General features: G+C 63.7%; 14 protein-coding genes. 4 read left to right on the plus strand and 10 right to left on the minus strand.

What is annotated here, in order from left to right; translation table 11 throughout:
• Window positions 1-98 precede the first annotated feature (98 nt).
• Together P3T40_RS12415 and P3T40_RS12420 are read right to left on the minus strand one after the other, a co-directional pair.
• The gene (locus P3T40_RS12415; RefSeq protein ID WP_429267989.1) at window positions 99-836 is read right to left on the minus strand and encodes an NAD-dependent epimerase/dehydratase family protein; all 738 of its coding nucleotides are present in this window, start codon (window positions 834-836) and stop codon (window positions 99-101) included.
• 125 nt (window positions 837-961) lie between these two features.
• On the minus strand, window positions 962-1,324 hold the full coding sequence (locus P3T40_RS12420; protein ID WP_429267990.1) for an SAF domain-containing protein: 363 nt from the start codon (window positions 1,322-1,324) through the stop codon (window positions 962-964).
• 1,822 nt (window positions 1,325-3,146) lie between these two features.
• Between P3T40_RS12420 and P3T40_RS12425 the strand changes: the two genes are divergently transcribed.
• Entirely contained in the window at window positions 3,147-4,586 is a 1,440-nt protein-coding gene (locus P3T40_RS12425; protein ID WP_429267991.1) for a sigma 54-interacting transcriptional regulator, read from the plus strand.
• A gap of 63 nt (window positions 4,587-4,649) precedes the next feature.
• Here P3T40_RS12425 and P3T40_RS12430 read toward each other — a convergent pair whose 3' ends face one another.
• Complete coding sequence (locus P3T40_RS12430) at window positions 4,650-5,816, minus strand: patatin-like phospholipase family protein (RefSeq protein WP_429267992.1); 1,167 nt, start codon at window positions 5,814-5,816, stop codon at window positions 4,650-4,652.
• Between the two features lie 334 nt (window positions 5,817-6,150).
• Between P3T40_RS12430 and P3T40_RS12435 the strand changes: the two genes are divergently transcribed.
• A complete protein-coding gene (locus tag P3T40_RS12435) occupies window positions 6,151-7,752 on the plus strand; it encodes an MFS transporter (protein ID WP_429267993.1) in 1,602 nt (533 codons plus the stop codon).
• 199 nt (window positions 7,753-7,951) lie between these two features.
• Window positions 7,952-10,693 (plus strand): mechanosensitive ion channel family protein, encoded by a 2,742-nt coding sequence (locus P3T40_RS12440; protein ID WP_429267994.1) that lies wholly within the window; start codon window positions 7,952-7,954, stop codon window positions 10,691-10,693.
• 162 nt (window positions 10,694-10,855) lie between these two features.
• Here the strand turns inward: P3T40_RS12440 and P3T40_RS12445 are convergent, their stop codons facing one another.
• The 7 genes from P3T40_RS12445 to P3T40_RS12475 form a co-directional block, all read right to left on the minus strand.
• On the minus strand, window positions 10,856-13,279 hold the full coding sequence (locus P3T40_RS12445) for a helicase C-terminal domain-containing protein (protein ID WP_429267995.1): 2,424 nt from the start codon (window positions 13,277-13,279) through the stop codon (window positions 10,856-10,858).
• The gene (locus tag P3T40_RS12450; protein ID WP_429267996.1) at window positions 13,276-15,030 is read right to left on the minus strand and encodes a VRR-NUC domain-containing protein; all 1,755 of its coding nucleotides are present in this window, start codon (window positions 15,028-15,030) and stop codon (window positions 13,276-13,278) included. Before P3T40_RS12450 ends, P3T40_RS12445 begins: the two co-directional genes overlap by 4 nt.
• A 172-nt stretch (window positions 15,031-15,202) precedes the next feature.
• Window positions 15,203-16,393 carry a porin gene (locus P3T40_RS12455; protein ID WP_429268191.1) on the minus strand — a complete coding sequence of 397 codons (1,191 nt, stop codon included), beginning with the start codon at window positions 16,391-16,393 and terminating at the stop codon, window positions 15,203-15,205.
• Window positions 16,394-16,903: 510 nt separating this feature from the next.
• Window positions 16,904-18,202, minus strand: a complete 1,299-nt coding sequence (locus P3T40_RS12460) for an L-fuconate dehydratase (protein ID WP_429267997.1) — start codon at window positions 18,200-18,202, stop codon at window positions 16,904-16,906.
• Window positions 18,203-18,319: 117 nt separating this feature from the next.
• Window positions 18,320-19,261, minus strand: coding sequence for an ABC transporter substrate-binding protein (locus tag P3T40_RS12465; RefSeq protein WP_429267998.1), 942 nt, complete (start codon window positions 19,259-19,261; stop codon window positions 18,320-18,322).
• Window positions 19,262-19,373: 112 nt separating this feature from the next.
• The gene (locus P3T40_RS12470; RefSeq protein WP_429267999.1) at window positions 19,374-20,399 is read right to left on the minus strand and encodes an ABC transporter permease; all 1,026 of its coding nucleotides are present in this window, start codon (window positions 20,397-20,399) and stop codon (window positions 19,374-19,376) included.
• 19 nt (window positions 20,400-20,418) lie between these two features.
• On the minus strand, window positions 20,419-21,930 hold the full coding sequence (locus tag P3T40_RS12475) for a sugar ABC transporter ATP-binding protein (protein WP_429268000.1): 1,512 nt from the start codon (window positions 21,928-21,930) through the stop codon (window positions 20,419-20,421).
• A 428-nt stretch (window positions 21,931-22,358) separates the two neighbouring features.
• On the opposite strand from P3T40_RS12475, the gene P3T40_RS12480 reads away from it, so the two are divergent.
• Window positions 22,359-23,741: an MFS transporter gene (locus P3T40_RS12480; RefSeq protein WP_429268001.1), complete on the plus strand. Its 1,383-nt coding sequence runs from the start codon at window positions 22,359-22,361 to the stop codon at window positions 23,739-23,741.
• Window positions 23,742-23,760 lie beyond the last annotated feature (19 nt).

Below are 23,760 nucleotides of genomic sequence, written 5' to 3' on the forward strand. Positions count from 1 at the left end.
CGCCACGGAGATCCATTTCGCCGCGTGAGCATCCGCCTGCGCGATCAGGGCATCGCCGCGGATCTCGAGCGCCGCTTCCTGCGGTACGAGTTCGGGCGTCATTGTCCGATCCTCCAGGCAGCGCTCCAGCCGAGCTCGCGCTTCGCCTTGTCGCAGGCTAGCGTGCCATCGTCTTCCGCGATGTTGTAGATACCCGGCGTGCCATGTGACAACGCGAGCACCATGGCTTGCGCCGCTGCGTCGACGTGGATCGGAGCGGCGCCCGCCGCTGCATCGAACCCTGTACCCGGACCATAGAGCCGCCCATAGCGCAGCACGATGGCATCCAACGGAGCCTCCAGCACCTGGCGCTCGAGGCTCGCCACGCCGTGCAGCGTGACGCCCCGCGGACCGTCGAAGTCAGTGTCCAGCGGATCGTCCTCGGCATGCGGCAAGGGGCCATCTGCATAGGCCCACCCGATGCTTTGCGCCAGCATGCGCCGCACGCCCGCCGCGACCGCCGCGACCGCCGCAGCAACCAGATTGCGCGTGCCCTCATCGCGGATGCGCGCATTGCGCTGCGCCGCGTCGGCCATCCTGGCGGGATCGAGACCTGGTGGCAGGTCGGTCAGTTGATGCACCACCACCTGGGGCCGTGCAGCAGCGAGTGCGTCACGCAGCACCGCCGCATCGAACACGTCCACCACTACCGGCTCTACGCCCAGTTCTCGCAGCATGCGCGCCCGCTGCGGCGAACGTGTGGTTCCCACCACGCGCCAGCCAGCCGCGACGAATAGCGGCGCAAGCCGGCGCCCGATGGCGCCAGTTGCACCGGCAAGGAAAAGACATTCGGCCATAGCAGGAATCTCCTTCGTTTAGCGGTGCGGTGGATCAATCGATCCGCCGTACTTAATGTCTGAGCTCGAACATGATATAAGAGTTCTGATATTAAGCGCAAACCATGATGGAGAGAACTGTTCGGCTAGCCTCGCGCAGCAGCAGGCGCGACAAGATCGCCAGGATGCAGTCTGACGGCAGACAGTGCAAGCGGCTGGAGTCCGCTCTCAGTCAGCGGTTCGCCATGCAACACGCTCGCGCGCAGCACGCGGCCATCGAGCTTATGCGGGTCGCTAAACGCGCCGGGCGGAATCTTGCCGGTGGGACAATCGATCAGTTTGATGAAACGCGGTGTGAGGCGCTGCCCAACGTCGATGTCCACGGAGGCTACCGCGATTCTTGCGGCCGAAGCGGTCTGCGCAGGCACCCAGCGCGACGCGCAGAGCACCGCTACAAGTGTCCCGGCCGCCGTGAGCGCCAATGTCCCCATCCATTTTATATTTTTCATCTCGCACTCCTTACTTTACTGCTTATCAGCATTGCGCAGGTAAAGATCAGGCAGGATAAGGGATGTGGGGTGGTCGTCGAGAAGCTGCCGCCGTCCACGAGAGACGGGTCAGCGAAATAAAAAAGAGCGTATATCAACGCCGGCGTCGAATCGCGCCGCAATCAGCCGCTCCGTTCCCCTGGCGATCGTGTGGACCGATCTGCCGCTCGGCCTAAGCCGTCCCCGCGAAGCATCGATGCGATCGGTCTGCACCGGACGGGGGAACACCCGCCCCCGTCCGGTGGCTGCCGATCGGGCTGTTGATCCGCCCGTTGTGAAACTGATACTGCGAAGCCCTTCTATGAAGGCTTACCTGCCCGTTGGCCCCATCGCGCACTTCTGTTGGCCCCGTCGCACCCTTTGATAGGGGCTTGATCGGTCGTTGGTCTTTTTCTTCCCTGTGCGTCTTCGCGCTGCCTGCTTTTTTTCTGCTTGTGCGTCCCCGCGCCATCTGTAGTGCCCCGACCTGCTTGTGCGTCCCCGCGCTATCTTTGGTTCCCCGCCCTGTTTGTACTTTCCCGCATCGCTGCGTTGCTGCCGGGCGCAGATCATATAGCGACGACCGTGCCAGACGTTCGCAAAGCGTTATGCCACCGGGCGTGGCAGCCAGCGCGCCCAGCAGCCCGGCACGCTTTGAGGGGCTCCGTGCAAAAATTGTTGCAGGCGTGCGACTCGCCGGGAACGGCAAAGATACGGGGCAGGAAACGTTGCGCCAGCAAGTACTTCCTTGCCTGCCGCGCTGCTTTCGTATGGGGCTTGGCGGAAAGCCACGCGACGACGCCGCCGGTTAGCACTGAGGGGTTCGAAAAGTGCCTTGTCGGTCACTATGTGGGCTACCGCACAAAGCCCAAAGTGTCTCATTTGTGAGACGCCGCCCCGCGCGGTAGTCTGCGAAGCGAAGAGTCGGTTACGTGCTTGGAGCATCCGGACAGTCGTTGTGTGTCACGCCAGACGTGCTGTGCCGAGCGAGACCGGCCGGCGCGACTTGCCGCCACGCCGACGGAGCTAGAGCGCTCGCCCCGCGATGCCCAGCCCGCTCCGACTGAATGGCTGGAGCCGCCTCTATCAAGGCATTGGGGCCGCTCCCCCGGTTTTAGCCGACTGCCGCTGGCGCTATTCGCACACTGCAACGGCACGCAATTCTTTCTACGGCGCAAAGGTTTGCGCAATTAAGCGCGTAATCGAATGCCATCGTATTGCTGTCGATAAAGACTGCCTCCGGTCAAACATTCCGATTACCCAATTAACAATTGTCCGAAAATAATCGCTACATGCATTCCCAGATTGAGACAGAATTGATACACGACGTGTACCGGGCCGCCTGCGTCACCTCTCAACGCAGCGCGCATACCCGTCTGCGATCAGGACGGACGGTGCGGCAAATCTCCGTATCCAGATTTGCTCGTATGGCGAGCTCAATTATTTTGTTCTATCTTTGGCCATACATCGCATAGAGCGCAATATAGAGAGAAATCGGCATGAAACATGCCGGCATGTCGTATCAACGGGGGAAGAAACAAAAATGAAAATTGACAGTTCGTATGAACAAACTATTCGGCACGCCAATGATTCGCTCTTGAGCGGCCAAGGCGGTTGCGAGCCCGCTTTCTCCGGCAGCGCCCGCAACCCATTTGCGTGGCTGATCCCGTCAGCGGCCTCGGGCGAAGTGCAACGCGCCGTCGCCAGGTCTGCGGGAGCTGCGCTATCCCGGCCCAATTGTTCAGTTTGAAGAATCCTTTACCTGACCCAGTAAGCGCGAACGCTGCATCAAACCGGGGGTAACATGACCACGACTGTCACGCCGCATGAGATGGACCGCACGGTGCTCTGTGTTTCCGCCAGACCCGACGAAATGCTGACCAAGTTTCTGGCCGCGTGCGGCTGGCAGGTCGCCCATGCGAAGACGACCGCCCTGGCCGAACGCATGATCGAGCGAGACAACATCAAGGTCGGCCTGATCGAATTGCCGGAAAACTGTTCGTCACAACATCTGTCGGCGCTCGAAGCATGCATGCGGCGGGTCGAGACCAATTGGGTCGCCCAGATCGAGCCGGGCCAGTCCGACAACGAGTTGGTCAGCCGCTTCATCCTCGACTATTGTTTCGATTTCGTTACCCGGCCCTGCCTGAATGAACGGCTGATCTTCGCGTTGGGACACGCCCATGGTCTGTCGAACCTGCGCAAGATGCGGATCACGCCCGAACCTTCCATGGGCCGCCACGAGATGGTCGGTCAGTGCGAGGCCATGCTCCAGCTCTATCGTCACATCGACAAATGCGCGGTCACGGATGCGCCGGTATTTGTCGCCGGCGAGTCCGGGACCGGCAAGGAGCTGACCGCGCGCGCCATCCACGTGCGCTCGCCGCGCTCGACTCAGGCGTTCGTCGCGATCAATTGCGCGGCCATTCCGCCTACCTTGCTGCAAGCCGAATTGTTCGGCCACGAGCGCGGCGCCTTCACGGGCGCCGTGCAGCGCAAGACCGGCCGGATCGAAAGCGCCCATCAGGGCACGCTCTTTCTCGACGAGATCGGCGACATGCCTCACGAGTGCCAGGCGGTGCTGCTGCGTTTCCTGCAGGAAGGCACGATCGAGCGCCTCGGTGGCACCAGCGAGATCAAGGTGGACGTCCGGGTGATCTCGGCAACCCACGTCGATCTGGAAAAAGCCGTCGAAGATGGGCGGTTCCGTTCCGACCTGTATCACCGGCTGTGCGTGTTGCGGCTCGTCGAGCCGCCTCTGCGCGAGCGCGGCGGCGACATCAAGCTGCTCGCCAACTACGCGCTCAGCATGTACAGACAGGACGGCGCGCGCAAGATCCGCGGTTTTTCGAGCGATGCGGTGGTGGCGATGTCCAATTACGGTTGGCCCGGCAATGTCCGCGAGCTGATCAACTGCGTGCGGCGCGCGGTGGTGATGAGCGAGGGCCGTTTCATTACCGCGTCCGACCTCGGCCTGCCGCAATCGGCCAACGCGCCTGCGGTGACGCTTGCCGAGATCCGCAGCAAGGCGGAAAAGGATGCCATCGAGCAGGCCTTGCAGCGGCATGGCTACAAGCTGTCGGAAGCGGCGGCCGATCTCGGCGTCTCGCGCGCCACGCTATACCGGCTGATGCACGCCAACCGCGTCAACCAGGATGGGTCACGTGCGTCGGACTCAGCCGCGCCGCAAGACGACGAAGACAGTGAGCGGGAGCTGCGCTCGCTAACTGCGTCGACGCACTGAACCGAAGCATGGAGCGCGGCCGGTTCGTGCAACGCGACTGAGCCGCGCCAGCCGCCCCGCGGCTCAGGCCGCGCCTGGATTGGCCTCCGGATCCGACCGGTAAACAGCAATGCCCTCCATCGGATCGGGCCGCTCACGCCACGGCGTCTTCTCCAGCATGCGCGCGGTATCTTCATAACCGGCCGCCCAGCGCCGCTTGATGCCGCTCGACGAGAAATCGATGTCCTTATGCAGATCCTCGCCCGCGAGGCGTGGCGCGTCGAGTTCGATCACCTGCATGGTCGTGCCACAGCCCCAGCCGAGCAATTCCCTGACCTCGGCCGCATCACGCTGCTCCTCGGGAATGTACTGTTCCAATTCACGAATCACGTGGCGCAGGCGGTGAATCTGTTTCTGCCGCTCGAGATGGCTTTCAGCACGGCTTGAATACTGGATGTCGCGTTGCCGGCTCATCGCCTGCAAGATCGACTTGGGCTCCCGGCCATGCGCCGGCCACAACTGCACCGCAAAAATCACCGAGTCACGCCGCGGATGATCGTCGAGCACCGCTTCGAGCGGCGTGTTGGAGTAGATGCCGCCGTCCCACCATGCCTCGTCCTCCAGCCGCACCGCGGGAAAGCCAGGCGGAAAGGCGGCTGAGGCCATCACGTGATCGACGTCGAGCGGCGCATCGCGGTTCGTGAAGTAGCGCATGCGGCCACTGCGAACGTTCACGGCGCCGACGGTCAAGCGCGTCTGTTTGCCGTTCAGGTAGCCGAAATCGATCAGCGACAGAAGCGTTTGACGCAGCGGCTCGGTCGAATAGAACGCAGCAGGCGCTACGCCGCCATCGCTATGCATGCCTAACAAGGTACCGAGGCGTGGCGCAAAGAATGCCGGAATTCCGCGCGTCATGATCGACACGTTGCGCAGCCAGTCGTCGAGCAGAGGCAACAGGCCGGCCGTCGCACTGCCCTGATACGCGACCAGCTCCCAGAACTGCTTGAGCCTTTCGATGCGCTGTTCGCGCGGGTTGCCGGCGATGATCGCGCCGTTGATGGCGCCGATCGAGGTGCCGATCACCCAGTCAGGTTCCACCTTCGCTTCATGCAGCGCTTCGTACACGCCGGCCTGATAAGCCCCCAGGGCACCGCCGCCCTGCAGGACAAACACGATCTGGCCAGGAATATCCGAGCAGTCCGGCTGCTCGGGCGTCCCGCCGGGAGTGTCACTCGGTGCCTCGTTGACCATGGTGCTTCTCCGGTTGTGCAGCGCAGCCGCGCCCGCCTCGCGACGGAATCGTCGGCATGTACGGGCGCATCGGCGGCGAAACGTCGGCCTCGGGAGGCGGTTGGCGGCGTTTGAAGGCCTGACGTGACAGCGTGGCGCCCCGTTTTGGGTCGATGATGGCATGCGTACATGACAACATGCAATGCAAGCAAACACGCCTGGATTCGCCGGACGAATACGCCCTCGTACACGCACGCTCGAGCCGGTGGATGCGCCTTGGCCGCTTGGCCAGGCGCCTATCGCTCACGGCATGGCATTGCTATGCTGCACAGAGATCATTCGCGCAGGAGTGGGTTTGACCGGTCCGCAGCTTCCCCGGATACCCGCACGGGTATCTCACGTCGTCGCCGCTCAGGCGAGCCCCTGCGATGAACTCGTCATCGGCGCGCAGCCGTTCGCGCTCGGGCGTGCCTGCCGTCATAAGCGGCTCGCGCTCGCGGCGACGATTCTCGGCTCGAGCATGGCGTTCATCGACGGCTCGGTCGTCAATGTCGCTCTACCGTCGATCCAGGCCGGGCTCGGTGCGAGCGTCGCCGCGATCCAGTGGGTCGTCAACGCGTATCTGCTGTTTCTCGGCGCGCTGGTGCTGGTGGGCGGCTCGCTCGGCGACAAGCTGGGCCGGCGGACAATTTTTGTCACCGGTATCGGCGTCTTTACGCTGGCGTCAATCGGCTGCGGTTTCGCGCCGCAAGCGGGCGTCCTGATCGCCGCACGGGCCGTGCAGGGAATCGGCGCGGCGCTGCTGGTGCCGAGCAGTCTGGCGATTATCGGCGCCGTGTTCGACGAGAACGAGCGCGGCAAGGCGATAGGCACCTGGGCGGGGGTCGGCGCGATTACCTCCGCTGTTGGGCCCGTGGCGGGCGGCTGGCTGGTCGATACGTTTTCGTGGCGGGCGATCTTCTTTCTCAACGTGCCGATTGCCTGTGCGACCGTCGCGCTGGCTCTCGCGTCAGTGCCCGACAGCCGCAAGTCCGGCTCGCCGGAGCAGCTCGACTGGCTTGGAGCGGCGGCCGCCGCGGTGGGCCTCGGCGCCCTCACCTATGGTCTGACGATAGCCTCCACGCGCGGCTTCGCCGATCCGCGAGTGCTGGGTCTGATCGGCACGGGCATGGTGGTGCTGGCCGGGTTCATTGTGATTGAAGCAAAGAGCCGCAGTCCGATGGTGCCGCTCGATCTGTTTGGTTCGCGCGATTTCGTCGGCGCCAATCTGGTGACCTTGCTGCTCTACTTTGGCCTCGGCGGCGCGCTGTTCTTTCTGCCCTTTACGCTGATTCGCGCTTATGGCTATAGCGCTACCGCCGCGGGGGCCTCGCTGCTGCCGATGCCGGTCACGATCGGACTGCTGTCCCGCTTCACCGGCAATCTGACCAACCGGTACGGCGCACGGGCGCTGTTGACGGCCGGCCCGCTCGTCGCCGCGGCCGGGTTTGCGATGCTTGCCTTGCCGTGGGCGCGCACAGGCTACTGGACGGGATTCTTTCCGGCACTGACCGTGCTCGGGTTAGGCATGACCATCACCGTCGCGCCCTTGACGACGACGGTCATGGCCGCCGTCTCGTCCGAGCGCACCGGTGTGGCGTCAGGCATCAACAACGCGGTCGCCCGGGTCGCGAGTCTGCTCGCCGTTGCGGTACTCGGCATTGTGTTTGTGTGGTCGCATGACGCGGCGCTGGCCGCGCGGCTCAGTGCCCCTGCCACGCAAGGCACCGTCGCTGCGTCTGGCGGACAGGACACCCTGCAAGCGTCGCCGCAGCTTCAATCGGCCGCGCAACCGGCGCTTGCCCGCGCGCAGGCCGACGCGCTCGGCGCAGCGCTGCGCGCGGTCGCGCTGGTGTCGGCCGTGTGCGCGCTGGCGGGGGCAACCGTAGCGGTCGCGACGATCCAGCCGCGCAAATGACCGAGCGTGCATAATCGTCGTGGTGCTCGTGCTTACGATTCACCGACGCACGCCCTACAAGACTGATTTATCCCCAATCGGTCCCCATTGTGCGGAACTTGCGTAGCAAGGCCGCTGTCGTCTTATAGTTCGAATTTTTCGGTCGAATTGACCTGCATCCGGACGGCGCCGCTCATCGCAGCCGTCCCGCCTATCCCCTATGCGCAAACTACTTGTCGTCTGGTTATTGATCTTGCTCGCCGCGCCGGCATTCGCCGCCTCAACGCAGCCCGCAGCCGCCCCGGCCGTTACGCTTACGCCCGACCAGGCCCGGCAGGCGCTGGCGGTCCTCAACGATCCACAGCGACGCGCGCAGGTCCAGGACACCCTGCATGCGATCGCCGCGGCCGGCGCCCTTAGCGCGCCACCGGCTTCCGCGCCGACCGCCGCTTCCGCGCCGACCGCCGCTTCGGCGCCGGCGCCGGCAAGTGGCCCGGCGGCTGCCGTGCACGCGGCGCTCGAGTCGAACGGTCTCGCCTCTCAACTGGCACGCCAGGGCGCGCATGGAGCGGTCCAGGTTGCCGGTGCGCTGCGCCACTCGTTGGCGGCCCTGCTGGACGTGTCGTCCGTACGCGGATGGTGGAGCAATCTGCTGAGCAGCCCGCAGCAGCGCGCGGTGCTGGGCAATATTCTGTTGTCAGTGCTTGGCGCGTTGCTGCCCGCGCTGGCGCTGGAATGGCTGGCGCGCCGTCTGCTGCGCCGCGCGATTACCGCGCTCGCGATACGCCGCAACATCGATCCGCGCGAACTGTTCTTCGACGAACCGTCGGAAGCAACGTTGGCGGCCGCTGCCGAGGCCGAGGCCCAGGCCGCGCCTGCCACGCCAGCCGCGTCGGCCGCGTTGGACAGCACCTCTAGCCGCACTGCACCGGGTGCGACCGTAGATAACGACAGCGAATCGGCTATCACGGCCGCTGAGGAACTGGCCGCGGCCGGGGCCGCCCCTTCGACCGTCGCGCCGCCAGCGGACGCCGCCGGCTCCGCTCGTTCGACCGCCACGCCGCCGGCCAGGGCCGCCGGGTCCGCTGCCGCTGCGAGCACCGCGCCGCCGGGCGATGCCGCACTCCACGCTGCCCGCCACTATTCCTTGATGCGCCGCCTGCCACGGGCCGCGTTGCGCATGGTGGTCAGATTCGTGCCGCTGGGCATCTTCATTGGTGCATCGAGCCTGCTGATGTCGATCCTCACGGACGAAGGCACGCCGCAGGACCGCGCGCTCGATTCGATCATCGATATTTATGTGCTGTGCCGCGTGACCGTCATCGTCAGCGGCTTCTTTCTGCAGCCCGACGCGCCACGCCTGCGTCTGCTGCAGATGGGCACCGCCTGGGCCGCCTTTACGCAGCGCTGGGCAGTGATTTTCGTCAGCGTGGTCGGCGCCGGCTCGGCGCTGGCCGATACGGCCGTGGTCCTCGGCCTGAACGAAGACGCTCATCTCGCCCTGATGAAAGTGGTGACATTGGTCGGCCACCTCATGATCGCAATGCTCATCCTGCAATGCCGCCGCCCGGTTGCCACACGCATACGGGCGCGCAGTGCCGCCAGCGCGTCGTTGTCGGTCATCGGCAACGCGTTGGCCGACTCATGGGCCACGATCGGCGTGTTCGTCGTGATGGCGCTGTGGTTCGTGTGGGCTCTCGACGTACGCAATGGCTATCACGCTCTGGTGCATCTCGGCGGCATTTCTATCGCGGTGCTCGTGGGCGCGCGCGTCGTTTCCATCGTGATTTTCGGCGCCCTCGCGCGGCTCTTTGACGGACAGGGACAAGGACAGGGACCGGATTCGCAGACGAGCGACTCCCTCGTTCATCAGCACGCTTACCGCTACTACCCGCTGCTGCGCCGGATTGTGTCGTGGCTGGTCGGCATCGTCACCGCGCTGGTGCTGCTGCAGGTCTGGGGCGCCAACGTCGGCGTGCTGTTCGCGAGCGGCACCATCGGCCACCGGCTCGCCTCCGCGCTCGTCACCATCGCGGTTGCGGCGGTTGTCGCGCTGTTCGTCTGGGAAGCGGTCAACGTCACCGTCGAACGACGTCTGCACCAGTGGACCACCTCCGGCGACCTGGTGCGCGCCGCGCGGCTGCGTACCTTGTTGCCGATGCTGCGTAGCCTGCTGTTCGTCGTGATCGCGCTGGTCGTGATCCTGACGGGGCTCTCCGAAATCGGCGTGAACGTCGGGCCGCTGCTGGCAGGCGCCAGCATCTTTGGCGTCGCGCTGGGCTTTGGCTCGCAAAAGCTGGTGCAGGATTTCATCACCGGCATTTTCCTGTTGATGGAAAACGCCATGCAGGTGGGCGACTGGGTCACGCTCGCCGGCGTATCGGGCACTGTCGAATATCTGTCGATCCGCACGGTGCGCCTGCGCGGCGGCGACGGCTCGCTGTACACGGTGCCGTTCAGTTCGGTGTCGACGGTCAACAACACCAACCGAGGCCTCGGCAACGCGGCGGTGAAAGTCAGCATTCTCTATGGCCAGGACGTCGACCTCGCGATCGCCACGCTCAAGGAAATCGGCGCGTCCTTGCGCGACGATCCGCAGTTCAAGGACGGCATCCTGTCCGACTTCGCGTACTGGGGCATCGATTCCGTCGACGGCTCAGCGATCACGATGAGTGGCCAGATCCAGTGCCGCGACAGCGGACGCTGGGGCGTGCAACGCGAATTCAATCGGCGCGTGGCCGAGCTGTTTCAGGCGCGCGGCATCCAGATCGCCAATCCGCAGCGCACCGTATTCGTCGAGAGTGGCTCCCGGATGCCCGGTGGGAAAACGGACGATGGCGTGCCTGGTGCGGGGACTCAGGATGCGCCGGGTGCAACGGATGCGCCAGATGCAACAGGTACGCCGGTTACCTCAGCGCAAGCCGCTCAACGGCCCAACGTCGCGAAGCCGCCTGCCGCTTAAGGACCTGTGGTGCGCGATGCGACCTACCGCTTAAGGAACCTGTGGTGCGCGATGCGGCCTGCCGCTTGACGACCCGTAATGCGCGATGCTGACGGGTTGGGCGTTGCGCAGCCAAGTCCGTTACGCCGGTGGAATAAAGACCGCAGAGGCCGCGCGCTGGCTTCACGGCACCTGCCACCAGCGCGGCAACAATCGGCGCACCTCGGGACGCCGGTAGCGATCGTCGATCAGATGCACGACGCCCACGTCCTGCTCGGTGCGAATCACCCGCCCTGCCGCCTGGACGACCTTCTGCAGTCCCGGATAGAGGTACATGTAGTCGTAGCCATTACCGAACTTCGCCTCCATAGTGCGGCGCATCTGCTCGTTAACGTCATTCATCTGCGGCAGACCGAGCGTGGCAATAAACGCGCCGATCAGTTGCTCGCCCACCAGGTCGACGCCTTCCGAAAACGCGCCGCCCAGCACGGCAAATCCCACTCCGCGGCCCACCGCTCTAAAGCGCGCGAGAAAAGCCTCGCGCGCCGTCTCGTCCATGCCTTGTTCCTGCGCCCAGACGGGCACCTCCGGATAGCGCTCGCGCATTAGCGCCTCCACGCGCTGCAGATAATCGAAACTGCTCAGGAAACCCAGGTAGTTGCCGGGCTCCGCGGCGTACTGCTGGGCAATCAGCTCGACGATCGGCACGAGCGAGCGCTCGCGGTCGCGCCAGCGCGTCGACACGTGGCTCGCGACGTGCACCTTCAACTGCTCCGCGCGGAACGGTCCCTCGACGTCGAGCCAGCGGGTCTCGTCTGTCAGCCCGAGCGTGTCGCGGTAGAAATGATGCGGACTGAGCGTGCCGGAGAACATCACGGTCGTGCGCGCTGCGGCATAACGCGGGGCGAGAAACGGCGCGGGAATCACGTTGCGCACGCAGAGCGTCGACGCGGCTTTTGGACGACGGGTTGGACTGCCCATTAGGCCCGCGTTTTTCGTGACGCCGGCTTCGTGGCGGCCGGCTTCCGAGCCGCCGACCTGACGCGCGACGTAGCGGTCCGGCGCAAGCGTCGTGTCAAACACCGAGTGCTCGCCGAACTGCTCGGCGAGCGACACGAAGTGCATCGCATCGAAGTAGAACCGCAACTGGGCTTCGTCGATCGACAGCGGCGCCTCGGCCAGTTGCTCGGTGACTGCGCCGATCAGATTCTGCCCCGCGCTCAGGAAACGCGGCGGCACGTCCGGGTGCACCTGGTAGGCGTCGGTCTGCGTGCGATTGAGTGCATTCCACTCGCGGTTCAGCCGCTCGAGCGGTTTGCGCAGTGCGGCAGGCGCGCTCTTGCGGGCGGCCCTGAATGCGCTTTGCTCCAGCGACGCCGTGTACATCCGCCGCGCCCGGTCGAGCAGGTTATGCGCCTCGTCAACCAGCACCGCCACCCGCCACTGGTTGATTTGCGTGAGCGCATAGAGCAACGCGTTGCTGTCGTAGTAGTAGTTGTAGTCGCCCACCACGATGTCGCTCCAGCGCACCAGTTCCTGCGATAAGTAGTACGGACAGACATCGTGTACGAGCGCCGCTTTGCGTACCGCCGCGCGGTCTAGGCGGTGTTCGGACAATGCCGTGCTGCGCGCATCGTCGAGGCGGTCATAGAAGCCGCGCGCGAGTGGACAGGAGTCGCCGTGGCAGGCCTTGTCGGGATGTTCGCAGGCCTTGTCACGCGCTACTAACTCGAGCGTGCGCAAGGGCAGCGGCGACGTGGGGCCACGCGTGCTCGTTACAGCGTTGGCGTTTTCGTTGGCGTCGGCGCTCGCACTGGCACTGGCACTGGCACTGGCACTGGCATGCAACATCTCGATCGCATCCAATGCAAGCGCACGCCCCGGCGTCTTCGCGGTCAGAAAGAAAATCCGCTCGATCTGATCTGCCGCGCAGGCCTTCAGCAGCGGAAAGATCGTCGCAAGCGTCTTGCCGATCCCGGTGGGCGCCTGCGCCATCAGATTATGCCCGTCACGTGCAGCACGGTAGACCGAGACCGCCAGTTCGCGCTGCCCGCTGCGAAACTCACTGTACGGAAACGCCAGCGTGCTCAACGCTGCATTGCGGGCGCTGCGGTGCGCCTCCTCCTGCATCGCCCAGTCGATAAACCGTTCGCACTGCTCGACAAAAAACGCTTCCAGTGAAGCCGCGCTATGCAACTGCGTCAGCACGGTTTCCTTCTGGCTCGCAATGTCGAAATACACCAGCGCGACGTGCAACTCCTTCAACCCGCGCGTCTGACACAGCAGGTGTCCATAGACGAGCGCCTGGGCCCAGTGCAGCACACGGTGATTGCCCGGCATGGCCTCGAGGTCGCCGCGATAAGTCTTGACCTCCTCCAGCCGGTTGAGCACGCCGTCGTATCCGTCCGCCCTGCCGCGCACGCTGAGGGTGCGATGCGTGCCGGCCAGCGTGATCTCCGACTCGTAGTCGCTCTCGCGGCGCGCGGCGACGATCGCGTGTCCGGCGATCCCTTCGGACGCCGTCGGCGCAGGCGTGAAGCGCAGGTCGAGATCGCCACGCCGCGCCGTGAACTCGCACAACGCCCGCACCGCCACGACGTAAGTCATGCCGCGACCTCGGCGCCCGCGCCGAGCGCATCGTCGGCCCAGCGCACGTCGAGCACGCGCACTGGCATGCCGTGCTGCGCGCAGTACTCGAGCCAACGAATCTGATTGTCTTGCAGACGGTCGCCGGGTCCCTTCACCTCGATCAGTTCGTAGCGCCGCTCGGTTGGCCAGAAGCGCACCAGATCCGGCAAGCCCGAACGGTTGCTGCGGATATCGCGCAGCAACCGTTCAAACCATAGTTTCAGATGCGCGGCCGGCAAGCAGTCGAGGGCCTGCGTGACCAGTTCGGCCGTCAATACGCCCCAGAACACAAACGGCGACTGCACTCCGGCTTTGCTCGCCAGGTGCCGCAGGATCGTCTCGCGGTACACACCGCTGTCCAGTTGCGCAAGACAAGCATCGAACTGGGCGGCGCGGCGCGCATGGAAATCGGGCGCATGCAGATCCGCAGGACCTCGCTGGAATGGATGGAAGAACGCGCCAGGAAGCGCCGCAAACACCGGCTCCCAGCACAACAAACCGAATAGCGAGTTGATCAGCGCATTCTCGACGTAATGAACCGGCGCCTGCGGGCAGCTTAGATGGTCGCGCGCTGCGTATTCCACGGTGAATGGCGCTGCGGGCCGGCTCAGAACCAGCGCGCTACGCTCGATGGGCCGTATGCCCACCGCCCGCGCAACCGGCTGACCCAGACGGCGCTGCAGCCGCGGCAGCATGCGTGCGACGCGCTGGCGCTCCTCTTCGCCCTCCGGTGCATCGGCGGCGTGCAACGCCAGCGTCAAAGCGTGCTCGAAACGGCCACTGCGCTCGAGCACGCGCATGCGCCGATGCCGTGCCCCCGACCACGCACAACCGGCGTAGACGGTCAGCGCCGCATCCCAGTCCTGCTGGCGCTCGCAATGCTGGCCGATGCGAAACAGCAGCTTGGCGCGGCGAGTATCGAGCCATGCGTTGCCGGTTTCGATGGCCGCTATGTCCGCCAGCAGCCGGTCGACGGACTCGCCATCCGCAAGCGTCTCGAGCGCTTCACGGCAGGCGTGCAGCGCCAGATAGCGATCCACGTCCGCACGCTGCTGGAAAGCCCGCGACGACGGCGCGAACGCCACCGTCTCGTACTGGAACACACCGAGATCTGCCAGCACGAACTCCGACCAGTCCTGATGCAGATTGCCGAAAAACATCAGGCGCAGACGCTCGCACAACGGCGCGACGGTGACGTGGAATACGCGGTCGGTGCTCTGCGGGTCCCAGACGTTGTAGGGCCGGACGCCTTCGTGGGTGGCACGCAGCGCGTCGAGCAGATCCGACTTGCGGGCGCCTTTGCGCGCCGGGGTCCCGGAAAACGTCCCGGCAAACATCTGCAGCAGTTCGGGCCGGGTGGCGAGGCTGAACAACTCTTCGAGGCTCAGGTGCGGCTCGGGATCGATCCAGCCGAGCGCCAGCAGCGGCGCAGCGGCTTGCAGCGGACATCCGATCTCGTCGTAATTCAGGCGGCTGGCCCGGAACAGCGTGCCCTTGCGCATCAGCATACACACGAGCAGCGCCCGCGAGGCCTGCGGCAGGCGGCCGAATGCGCCGAGAAAGCTGCGCTCGTCCGCACCGAAGACATCGTCGTAGCGTTCGTCGAGCCACGCCAGCGCGCGCTCGAAATTCAGCAGGTAGTAAGGCGCCGCAGCAGGCGGCAAAGGCGCGCCGCCGGACGGAATTAAAGGCAATCCGGAGGAAACGACGGAGGGCGCGTCAGGAAGCATCGGTCACCACGGGCGTTCATGGGGGCTGTATGTTTATACAGTGCATGATAGCAAACCCCACGTGGCCGCGACGCAGACGCTGGCAGGAAACAGACACGGCGGGACTAGCGCCGGGTTAGCGGACCTGCAGCACGCCTTACGGCGCGCTGCAGAATACGGGAGCCCTCTCCGATTAGAAGCGATGCTTCATACCGACTGCGACGACCACCTGCGAGTTACCCGACGAGGGATCGAGACTGTAGACGCTGGCGTCGAACGCAGCATTGCCGTTGCCACCGCCGACGCGCTGGTAGACGCCTTCCAGGTAGACATCCGTGCGCGGCGAAAGCAGGTAATCGGCCTGCGCCATCACCTGGTTCCAATGCGGCGTGGCCGACGTAAAGCCCTTCGATGCGCCCCCGAACCCGCCCGTCGTGTACGTGTAGGACGCACCCAGGCTAATGTCCGGTCGCACGAAATAGCGACCGTTGATTTCGAAGTTGTCGAACTTGATGTAGTTGCCGGCGATAGCGCCAGTGGACGTGCTGCCGCCTTGCCAGATGCCCGTTACGTTGTCGGTGACGGAATGGGTCCAGACGACACCCACCGAAGACTGGCCGAACTTGTATTGAGCACCCGCGCCGTAGATTTGCTGGCTGCCGCCGGTCGTGAGCTGGTCGCCGTCACCCGTGCTCACTGCGCCTGATGCGTTCGCGAGCGAAGGCTGGGAGGTACGGTTGATCTGCAGGTACGCAGCCGCGACGTTGAACGGGCCGTACGTGTAGCTCGTGCCCAGGCTGTATGCGCTGTTGTTCGCGAATCCGCCCGCCTCGCCGGAGAACGCATACATCGCGCCCGCCTTGAAGCCGCCGAAGGAGGCACTGCTGAACTTGACCGAGTTGTTCAGACGCAGATCGTTGTTCAGGTTGTCGTTGTCGTACACGTGGGAGGCCAGGTTACCGCCAAAACCCGAACCCGTCGCGCTCATCGGGGCGATGTAGTCGACCATGAAATCGTATTGACGGCCGAGCGAAAGCGTACCGTACTGGCTGGAACGCAGACCCACCCACGCTTGCCGGCCGAACAGGTCGCCACCGTTCTTCAGCGCGCCGCTGTCGACGTTGAAGCCGTTCTCGAGCCAGAAGACTGCGGAGAGCCCGCCGCCAAGATCTTCCGAGCCGCGCAAGCCCCAACGCGACGTGAAGACGTTGCCGCTTTGCATCGACCAGGCGCTTGCGCCAGGCGACGTGCCGCTCGATTCACTCACGCGCGCGTTGTTCTGATAAACGACACCCGTATCAATGAGCCCAAAAAGCGTCACGCTGCTCTGAGCGTGTGCCGCCCCCGCTACAAGCATGGCCGACACAGCAGCCAGATATCGCATCTTGATCAATCCACACCCCGTTTCAAGTTCGTTTTTTCTCACCAGACGATCGGCGATCGCCGTGAAAAAAACCGAGCGAAGTATAGGGTTGGGTTTAATTGCGCAGAACGAGATAATCGCGGAAATCAGACTTCCAGTTTTTGCTGATAATTCTTCACAAAATTTTAACAGTCCAGCGCTCAGGCCTGTCAGCGGGTCGTCTCATGAAACGAGATGCGAGGCAATTCGTCCGGTGGTGGGTCGCACCGCCCTTGCAGTTTATTGGGGACACTCCCGGCGTGTCGCAAATCTACCACGACCGGAATTATCGCTTCCTCATGGGAGACTAATAACGTCGCGCGAAAATCGCAATTAGTAATTTTGCCCTGGGCGGCGATTTGAAGTTAAAAATTAATTCTAATGACATGAAACATTTAATTTCAAATTGAACTCTATCTTTTTCAGATTCGACAGCCACAAACGCAATTGCGCATAAGGCGCGAAGCCGGAGGAGGCTTCGCGCCTGCCGCTTTAAGGCTGCCAGGCCGGGCCAGCAGGAAAGTGATACTGATCGAGTGAGGCCGCATGCATTTCGATGCTGTAGCCGGGGCGTTGCGGTGGCATATAACGGCCGTTGCGGATCACGACCGGATCGACGAAATGTTCATGAAGATGATCAACGTATTCGAGCACCCGGTTGTCCAGCGATGCCGACACGCAGATATAGTCGAACAGCGAGATATGCTGAACGTACTCGCACAACCCGACGCCGCCCGCGTGCGGGCACACGGGCACGCCAAACTTCGCCGCCATCAGCAGGACGACGATCACCTCGTTCAGACCGCCTAGACGGCAGCTATCCACCTGACAAAAATCGATGGCCTGCGCCTGCAGCAACTGCTTGAACATCACACGGTTTTGGCAGTGCTCCCCCGTCGCTACGCCGATCGGATGAAGCCGCTGGCGGATGGCCGCGTGGCCGAGAACATCATCGGGGCTCGTGGGTTCCTCGATCCACCAGGGATCGAATTGGGCGAGACGCCGCATGTTCGCGACTGCTTCATCGACATCCCACACCTGGTTCGCATCCATCATCAGCTTGCGGTCTTCGCCGATTTCTTCACGCAGGATGCGGGCGCGGCGCATATCTTCGTCGAGATTGCCGCCCACCTTCTGCTTGAAGTGCGTCCAGCCCTGCGCGACGCCTTCACGGGCGAGCCGGCGGATCTTCTCGTCGTCGTAGCCAAGCCAGCCGGCCGAGGTCGTGTAGGCCGGATAACCGTGCGCCAGCATTTCCTGTTCGCGCTCGCCTCGGGTTCTGGCATGGCGGTGCAGCATGGCAATGGCTTCCTGCGGCGTGATTGCATCGGTCACGTAGCGGAAATCGAGGCAACGCACGAGCTCTTCGGGGCTCATGTCGACGAGCAGCTTCCACACCGGCTTACCTTCTGCTTTTGCCCACAGGTCCCATACCGCGTTCACAACAGCCGCCGTCGCCAGATGAATGGCGCCCTTGTCCGGGCCGATCCAGCGCAGTTGGCTATCCGAAGTAATTGCGCGCCAAAAGGCACCCATATTCGCGGCGATATCCTCGAGGGTCTTGCCAACGACAAGCGGCGCCAGCGCCTGCACTGCCGCCACGCAGATCTCGTTGCCGCGCCCGATGGTAAACGTCAGGCCATGGCCCGTGAGCGACTGCGGCGAATCGGTTTCGAGCGTCACGTAGGTGGCGGAGTAATCCGGCGCGGCGTTCATCGCATCGGAGCCGTCGAGCGAACGCGAGGTCGGAAAGCGAATGTCCCGGACGGACAGACTGGTGATCGTGGGCATCTGAACTCCCTCCTCTCGGACAGCGTCGGCTTGCAATGACTTCCTGAAACAACGAGGGCCGTGGCGCCGCAAAGCACCGCGACCCTTTCCTTTCCCGCCATGCCAGCGGCTACACGATCAATCGTAAAGCACGGCGGCGATCTTCGGATCGGTGATATTGGACTTGTCGTACCAGTAAAAGCCCGTGTCCACCTTCTTCGGCAGCGTCTCGCCCTTCAGCGCCTTCACAGCAGAGTCGACCACGCATTTGCCGATGCCGATCGGGTTCTGCGTAATGGCACCGTACATCAGGCCCGAAGTGATGTCGTCCTTTTGCTCCTTGCCGGAGTCGTAGCCAATCAGGACGAGCTTCTTGCCCGATTCCTTGACGCCGATCGCGGCCCCCTCCGCCGAGCCTTCATTCGAGCCGAAAATGCCCTTCAGATTGGGATTGGCCTGGATCATCGTCTTGGCGATTTCCGCGGACTTCAGATGGTCGCCGCCGCCATACTGGACTGAGACGATCTTGATGTTCGGATGCTTCGCCTTCATCTCGTTCAGGAAGCCGTCGCGCCGGTCGACGCCGGTGCGGCTCGTCTGGTCGTGCACGATCAAGCCGACTTCACCCGAATCGCCGATGGCCTCGGCCATCTTGTCGGCGGCGAGTGAAGCCGCGGCCAGGTTGTCCGTCGCGCAGGTCGTCAGCGGAATGTTGCTGTCGACACCCGAGTCGAAGGCGATGATGGGTATCTTCTGCGACTGTGCGCGCTTCAGAAGCGGAATGGCCGCCTTGCTGTCGAGCGCGGCGATGCCGAGCGCCTGCGGCTTCTTGGCGAGCGCGGCCGAGAGCATGTCGATCTGCTTATCGACCATGGCTTCGGTTTCCGGGCCCTCGAAGGTGATCCTGACGTTATGTTCCTTGGCAGACTGTTCCGCACCGGCTTTCACCGCCTGCCAGAACTGATGCTGGAAGCCTTTCGAAATAAGCGGGATATAGGGTTCGTCCGCAAGCGCCAGACTGGTCCCGCCAACGAGCGCGCCGACGCCAACCACGACGCTGATGAGTCTTCTTTTCAACATGAGGTCTCTCCTCCTAAGGTGGCCATCAACCTGCAGCCGTTGAGGGAGCCTGTAGCGCTCCCTTTTCTTGATCTTTGTTCCTGATCCTGACCTTGCCCTTCACCGCGTGACGTCAACTCTTCTTGCGCCGCAAAATATCCGCATAGACCGCCAGAATGATGATGAGACCTGTCACCACGATCTGCCACTCCTGAGCGACGGACAGGATGCGCAGGCCGTTGGTCAGTACGCTCATGATGAAAGCGCCGATGATCGTGCCGAGAATCGTGCCCGAGCCACCGCTCAACGAGGTGCCGCCAATCACCACCGCGGCGATCGCTTCGAGTTCATAGCCCTGGCCGAGCGCCGGTTGGGCCGAATTCAGACGCGAGGCGATCAGGAGCCCCGCGACGCCGCAAATGGCCCCGCCCAGGCTGTAAATCGCGATCTTCCACCGGTCGACATTCACGCCGGACAGGCGCACCGCCTCTTCGTTGCTGCCGAGCGCAAACGTGTAGCGGCCGAGCGCCGTGCGATTGAGCGTGATCGAACTCGCGACCGCGAGGAAAAACAGGATCAGGACCGCGTTTGGAATCGGCACGCTCGGCAGGACATAACCGATCAGCGAATCCTGCGAGATCATGTAGAAGTTGTCGGTGTCGGTGAAATAGATCGGCTTGTCGGCTGAGACGACTAGCGACAACCCTTTCAGCAGCATCATCATGCCCAGCGTGGCAATGAACGGCGGGATTTTCATTTTTGCCGTGAGGGTGCCGGAAATGCTGCCGCATAGTGCGCCCGTGCCGATCGCCGCCAGCACGCCGGTCCACATCGGCAAATGCCAATAGGTGAGAAACACGCCGCAAATGACCGCCGTGAAGGTCATCAGCGTGCCGACGGACAGATCGATGCCGCCGGTGATGATGACAAACGTGCAGGCGATCGCCAGCACGCCGTTGACCGCCGTCGCCTGCAGAATCCCGAGCATGTTGTCCATTTGCATGAACGAGGGCGAGGCGAAGCTGAAAAAGACCAGCAGCAGGATCAGGCTGCCGAAAGCGAGCAGCTTCTGCAGCGCGGCCGGCTTGAAGAGACGGGCTCTAAGGCCCGAGGGCCTTTCCTTGCTGCCGAGCGCCGAAGTATCCGATGGCTGTGTCATGAAATAAACCTCTCGAGGCTCACGCCGCTTTTAGGGTTTCGCGCTGCGTCGCGAGATGCATGATGCGCTCCTGCGTCGCCTCCGCCGCTGAAAGTTCGCCGGTAATGCGGCCCTCGCACATGACTACGATGCGGTCACTCATGCGCAGGATTTCCGGCAGCTCCGACGAGATCATGACGATCGCCTTGCCTTGCCCTGCAAGCGCGCGCAGTAGCTTGTAGATTTCGCTCTTGGCGCCGACGTCGATGCCGCGCGTCGGCTCGTCGAAGAAGAGCACGTCGCAGTCGCGCTCGAGCCATTTCGCAATGACGATTTTCTGCTGGTTGCCGCCCGACAGAAGCCGCACCTGCTGCGCCGCGGAGGGCGTGCGGATGGCGAGCAGCTTGATGAAATGGGAGGCGGTCTTGCGCATCTGCTTGCGGCGCAAGAAGAAATTGAGCGAGAGAAATTTGCCGAGGTTGGACATCACGATGTTCGCTTCGACGTCCATGCCGGTCGCAAGGCCGAAACGCTTGCGGTCTTCCGAGAGGTAGCCGATGCCACGCGCCACGGCGTCGCTCGGCGTCCTGATGGTCGCCTTGACGCCTTTCACGACGATTTCGCCGGATTCGATCGGATCGGCGCCAAACACCGCACGGGCGACCTCGGTGCGACCCGCGCCCATCAGGCCGGCAAAGCCCAGTATCTCGCCTTTACGCAGCGTAAAGCTCACATCTCTGACCAGCGGGCCGGCCTGCAGGTTTTTGACTTCGAGCGCGACCTCGCCCTCGCCTGCCACACTGTGGGACGGCTCGAGGTCGGCCAGCGTACGTCCGACCATCATGCCGATGATCGCTTCGACGCTGGTGTCTTTGGCGGCGACGGTGGCCACGTACTCGCCGTCGCGCATCACGGTGACGCGGTCGGCGATCTGCTTGAGCTCATCCATCTTGTGCGAGATGTAGATGATGCCCACGCCCCGGCTTTTCAGCTCGCGGATGATACGGAACAGCTCGGCGATCTCGGCGTCGTTGAGCGCCGAGGTGGGCTCGTCCATGATCAGGACGCGCGAATCGAACGACAAAGCTTTGGCGATCTCGACCATCTGCTGGCTGGCGACCGTGAGGCTTCCGACCAGGGCGCGCGGGTCGAGATTCACATGCATGCGGGCGAGGATGTCGTGGGCCTGCGCGTTGAGCTTGTCTTCGTCGAGGAACAGGCCGAGGCGTCCGCGCGGTTCGCGGCCAATGAACATATTCTGGGCGACGCTCAGATGATTCATCAGCTGGAGTTCCTGATGAATGATGCAGACGCCCATGTCCTGCGCCTCGCGCGGGCTCGCGAACTCGACTGGCTGGCCGTCACAGAGGAATTCGCCCGAATCCCGCGTGTACACGCCGGCGAGGATTTTCATCAGGGTCGACTTGCCGGCGCCATTCTCGCCCATCAGCGCGTGGACTTCACCCGCCACAAGTTCGAACTGGACTTCGTGAAGCGCCCTCACGCCGGGAAAGCTCTTGCTGAGCCTTTTGACAGAAATGAGCGGGGTCACGGTGCGGCTTTGATGACAATGCCGCGACGGCCGCCGGCCTCCTCGCGAGAAGCGGGTCGAGAATACGCGGGGCGTGGCCACGCCGAGCGTGGCCGGCTAACGCCGCGGAAATCGTAACGAGAAGCCAGACTCATGCCTCGGAGCCCCCCAAACCGATGTGCCACGATTCTACGACGCTGGACAGCGGCGATTCAATTAGGCATTCCCTAATATCGCAGGCGATCGCGTCAATTCTGTGCATTGGCGTAATTGCTTCGACTGCCCCAGTTGGGCCAACATGTGCTGCGCGCCGTTGCGACGGCCACGTTGGCCTCCGCGCAACCGGAAGTCGCTTCTCCGCAAGGCCGTGTCGTATTGCTGCCGGGCGCTGGCGACCCGGGGCCACTACAGTCGAGACACCGCACCATGCACGGCACCCCACGCACACGATGAAACCGGCCAACGAATCCTGGCTCCGCGACGCGGCCAGTCTACCGGCCGAGTCGGCGGGTACCACGCAGCATGAAGCGATGGAAACGCCGCCCACGCCCACACTCAACGAGTCGGTCAGCCGCCCGGTGGCGCCGCTCCCCGGCGGCACGCTCCAACCGCCCGTGCCGCCCACGAACGCCGCCATGCCGTCGAGCAGCATGCAAGCGACCGCCATCCTGCTGCTCGGCTATGCCATTCTCATCACCGGCAACGGCCTGCTCGGCACGCTGATCTCACTGCGGCTGATCCAGCAGCAGGCGCCGTCGCTGGTGGTCGGGGTGGTGCAATCGGCTTACTACGTCGGCTTTATGGTCGGCGCGCTGTGGGGCGGCGGGCTGATCGGACGCGTGGGGCATCATCGGGCCTTCGTCACCTTTGCGGCCGTCTCGGCCTGCTGCGCGCTCGGTTACGCGGCGTGGAGTTCGGCCGCGACGTGGGCCGCGTTACGCTTTGTGATGGGCTTTTGCCTTGTCGGCATTTTTACGGTGGTCGAAAGCTGGCTGCATCAGGTGGCTAGCAACGCACAACGCGGGCGCGTGTTCTCCGCGTATCTGATCACGAACTATCTGGGCGTGGGCACCGGACAGTTCCTGATCGGCCTCGCAGATCCGGCCGGATTCGCGCTTTTCAGCGTCGTCAGCGCGCTGTTTTCGGCCTCGCTGATACCCGTTGCGCTGGCGGGCAATGCGCCCATGCCGACGGCGCCCGTGGAAACGGGCAGCAGCAGCGGCGGCGGTTCGCGGCTTGCGCGTGGACTATCGGGCTTGAGTACTGTCTACAAGTGGGCCCCGCTCGGCGTCTACGGTTGTCTCGCCGCCGGTATGCTCAATAGCGGTTTCTATTCGATGCAGCCGGTGTTTATGCGCAAGCTCGGCTATTCGGTGACCGACGTGTCCCACTTCATGGGTTTTGCGCTGCTTGCGGCGCTCCTGCCGCAATGGCCGGTGGCGCGGCTAGCGGACCTGTTCGACCGGCGCATCATCATCGTGGCGATCACCGCGCTCGCGGCAGCGTGCAGCGCGTTGCTGTTCCTGCTGCATGGGGGAATGCTGGTCGAAGCGCTCGGATATCTGTATGTCAGCGTGGTGTTTTCGCTGTACGGCGTGGTGACGTCGTACGTCAACGACTGCATTCCCGCTGGCCAGCGTATTGCGGTCAGCGCAGGACTGCTGCTGATCTTCTCACTAGGTGCCAGCGGCGGTCCGACGCTGGCTTCGGCACTTATGGCGCTTGCGGGTCCAAATGGGCTGTATCTGTTCACGGCGACGGTGACCTGCACGCTCGCAGTGCTGACGCTCAGGAGTTTGCGGAGTATGCCGCGTGCCCGTATCGCGAGCTGATCCTAGCCGTCAGCGCGCG

Origin of the sequence: Paraburkholderia sp. EB58, from assembly GCF_050436665.1 — a bacterium.
Classification (GTDB): domain Bacteria; phylum Pseudomonadota; class Gammaproteobacteria; order Burkholderiales; family Burkholderiaceae; genus Paraburkholderia.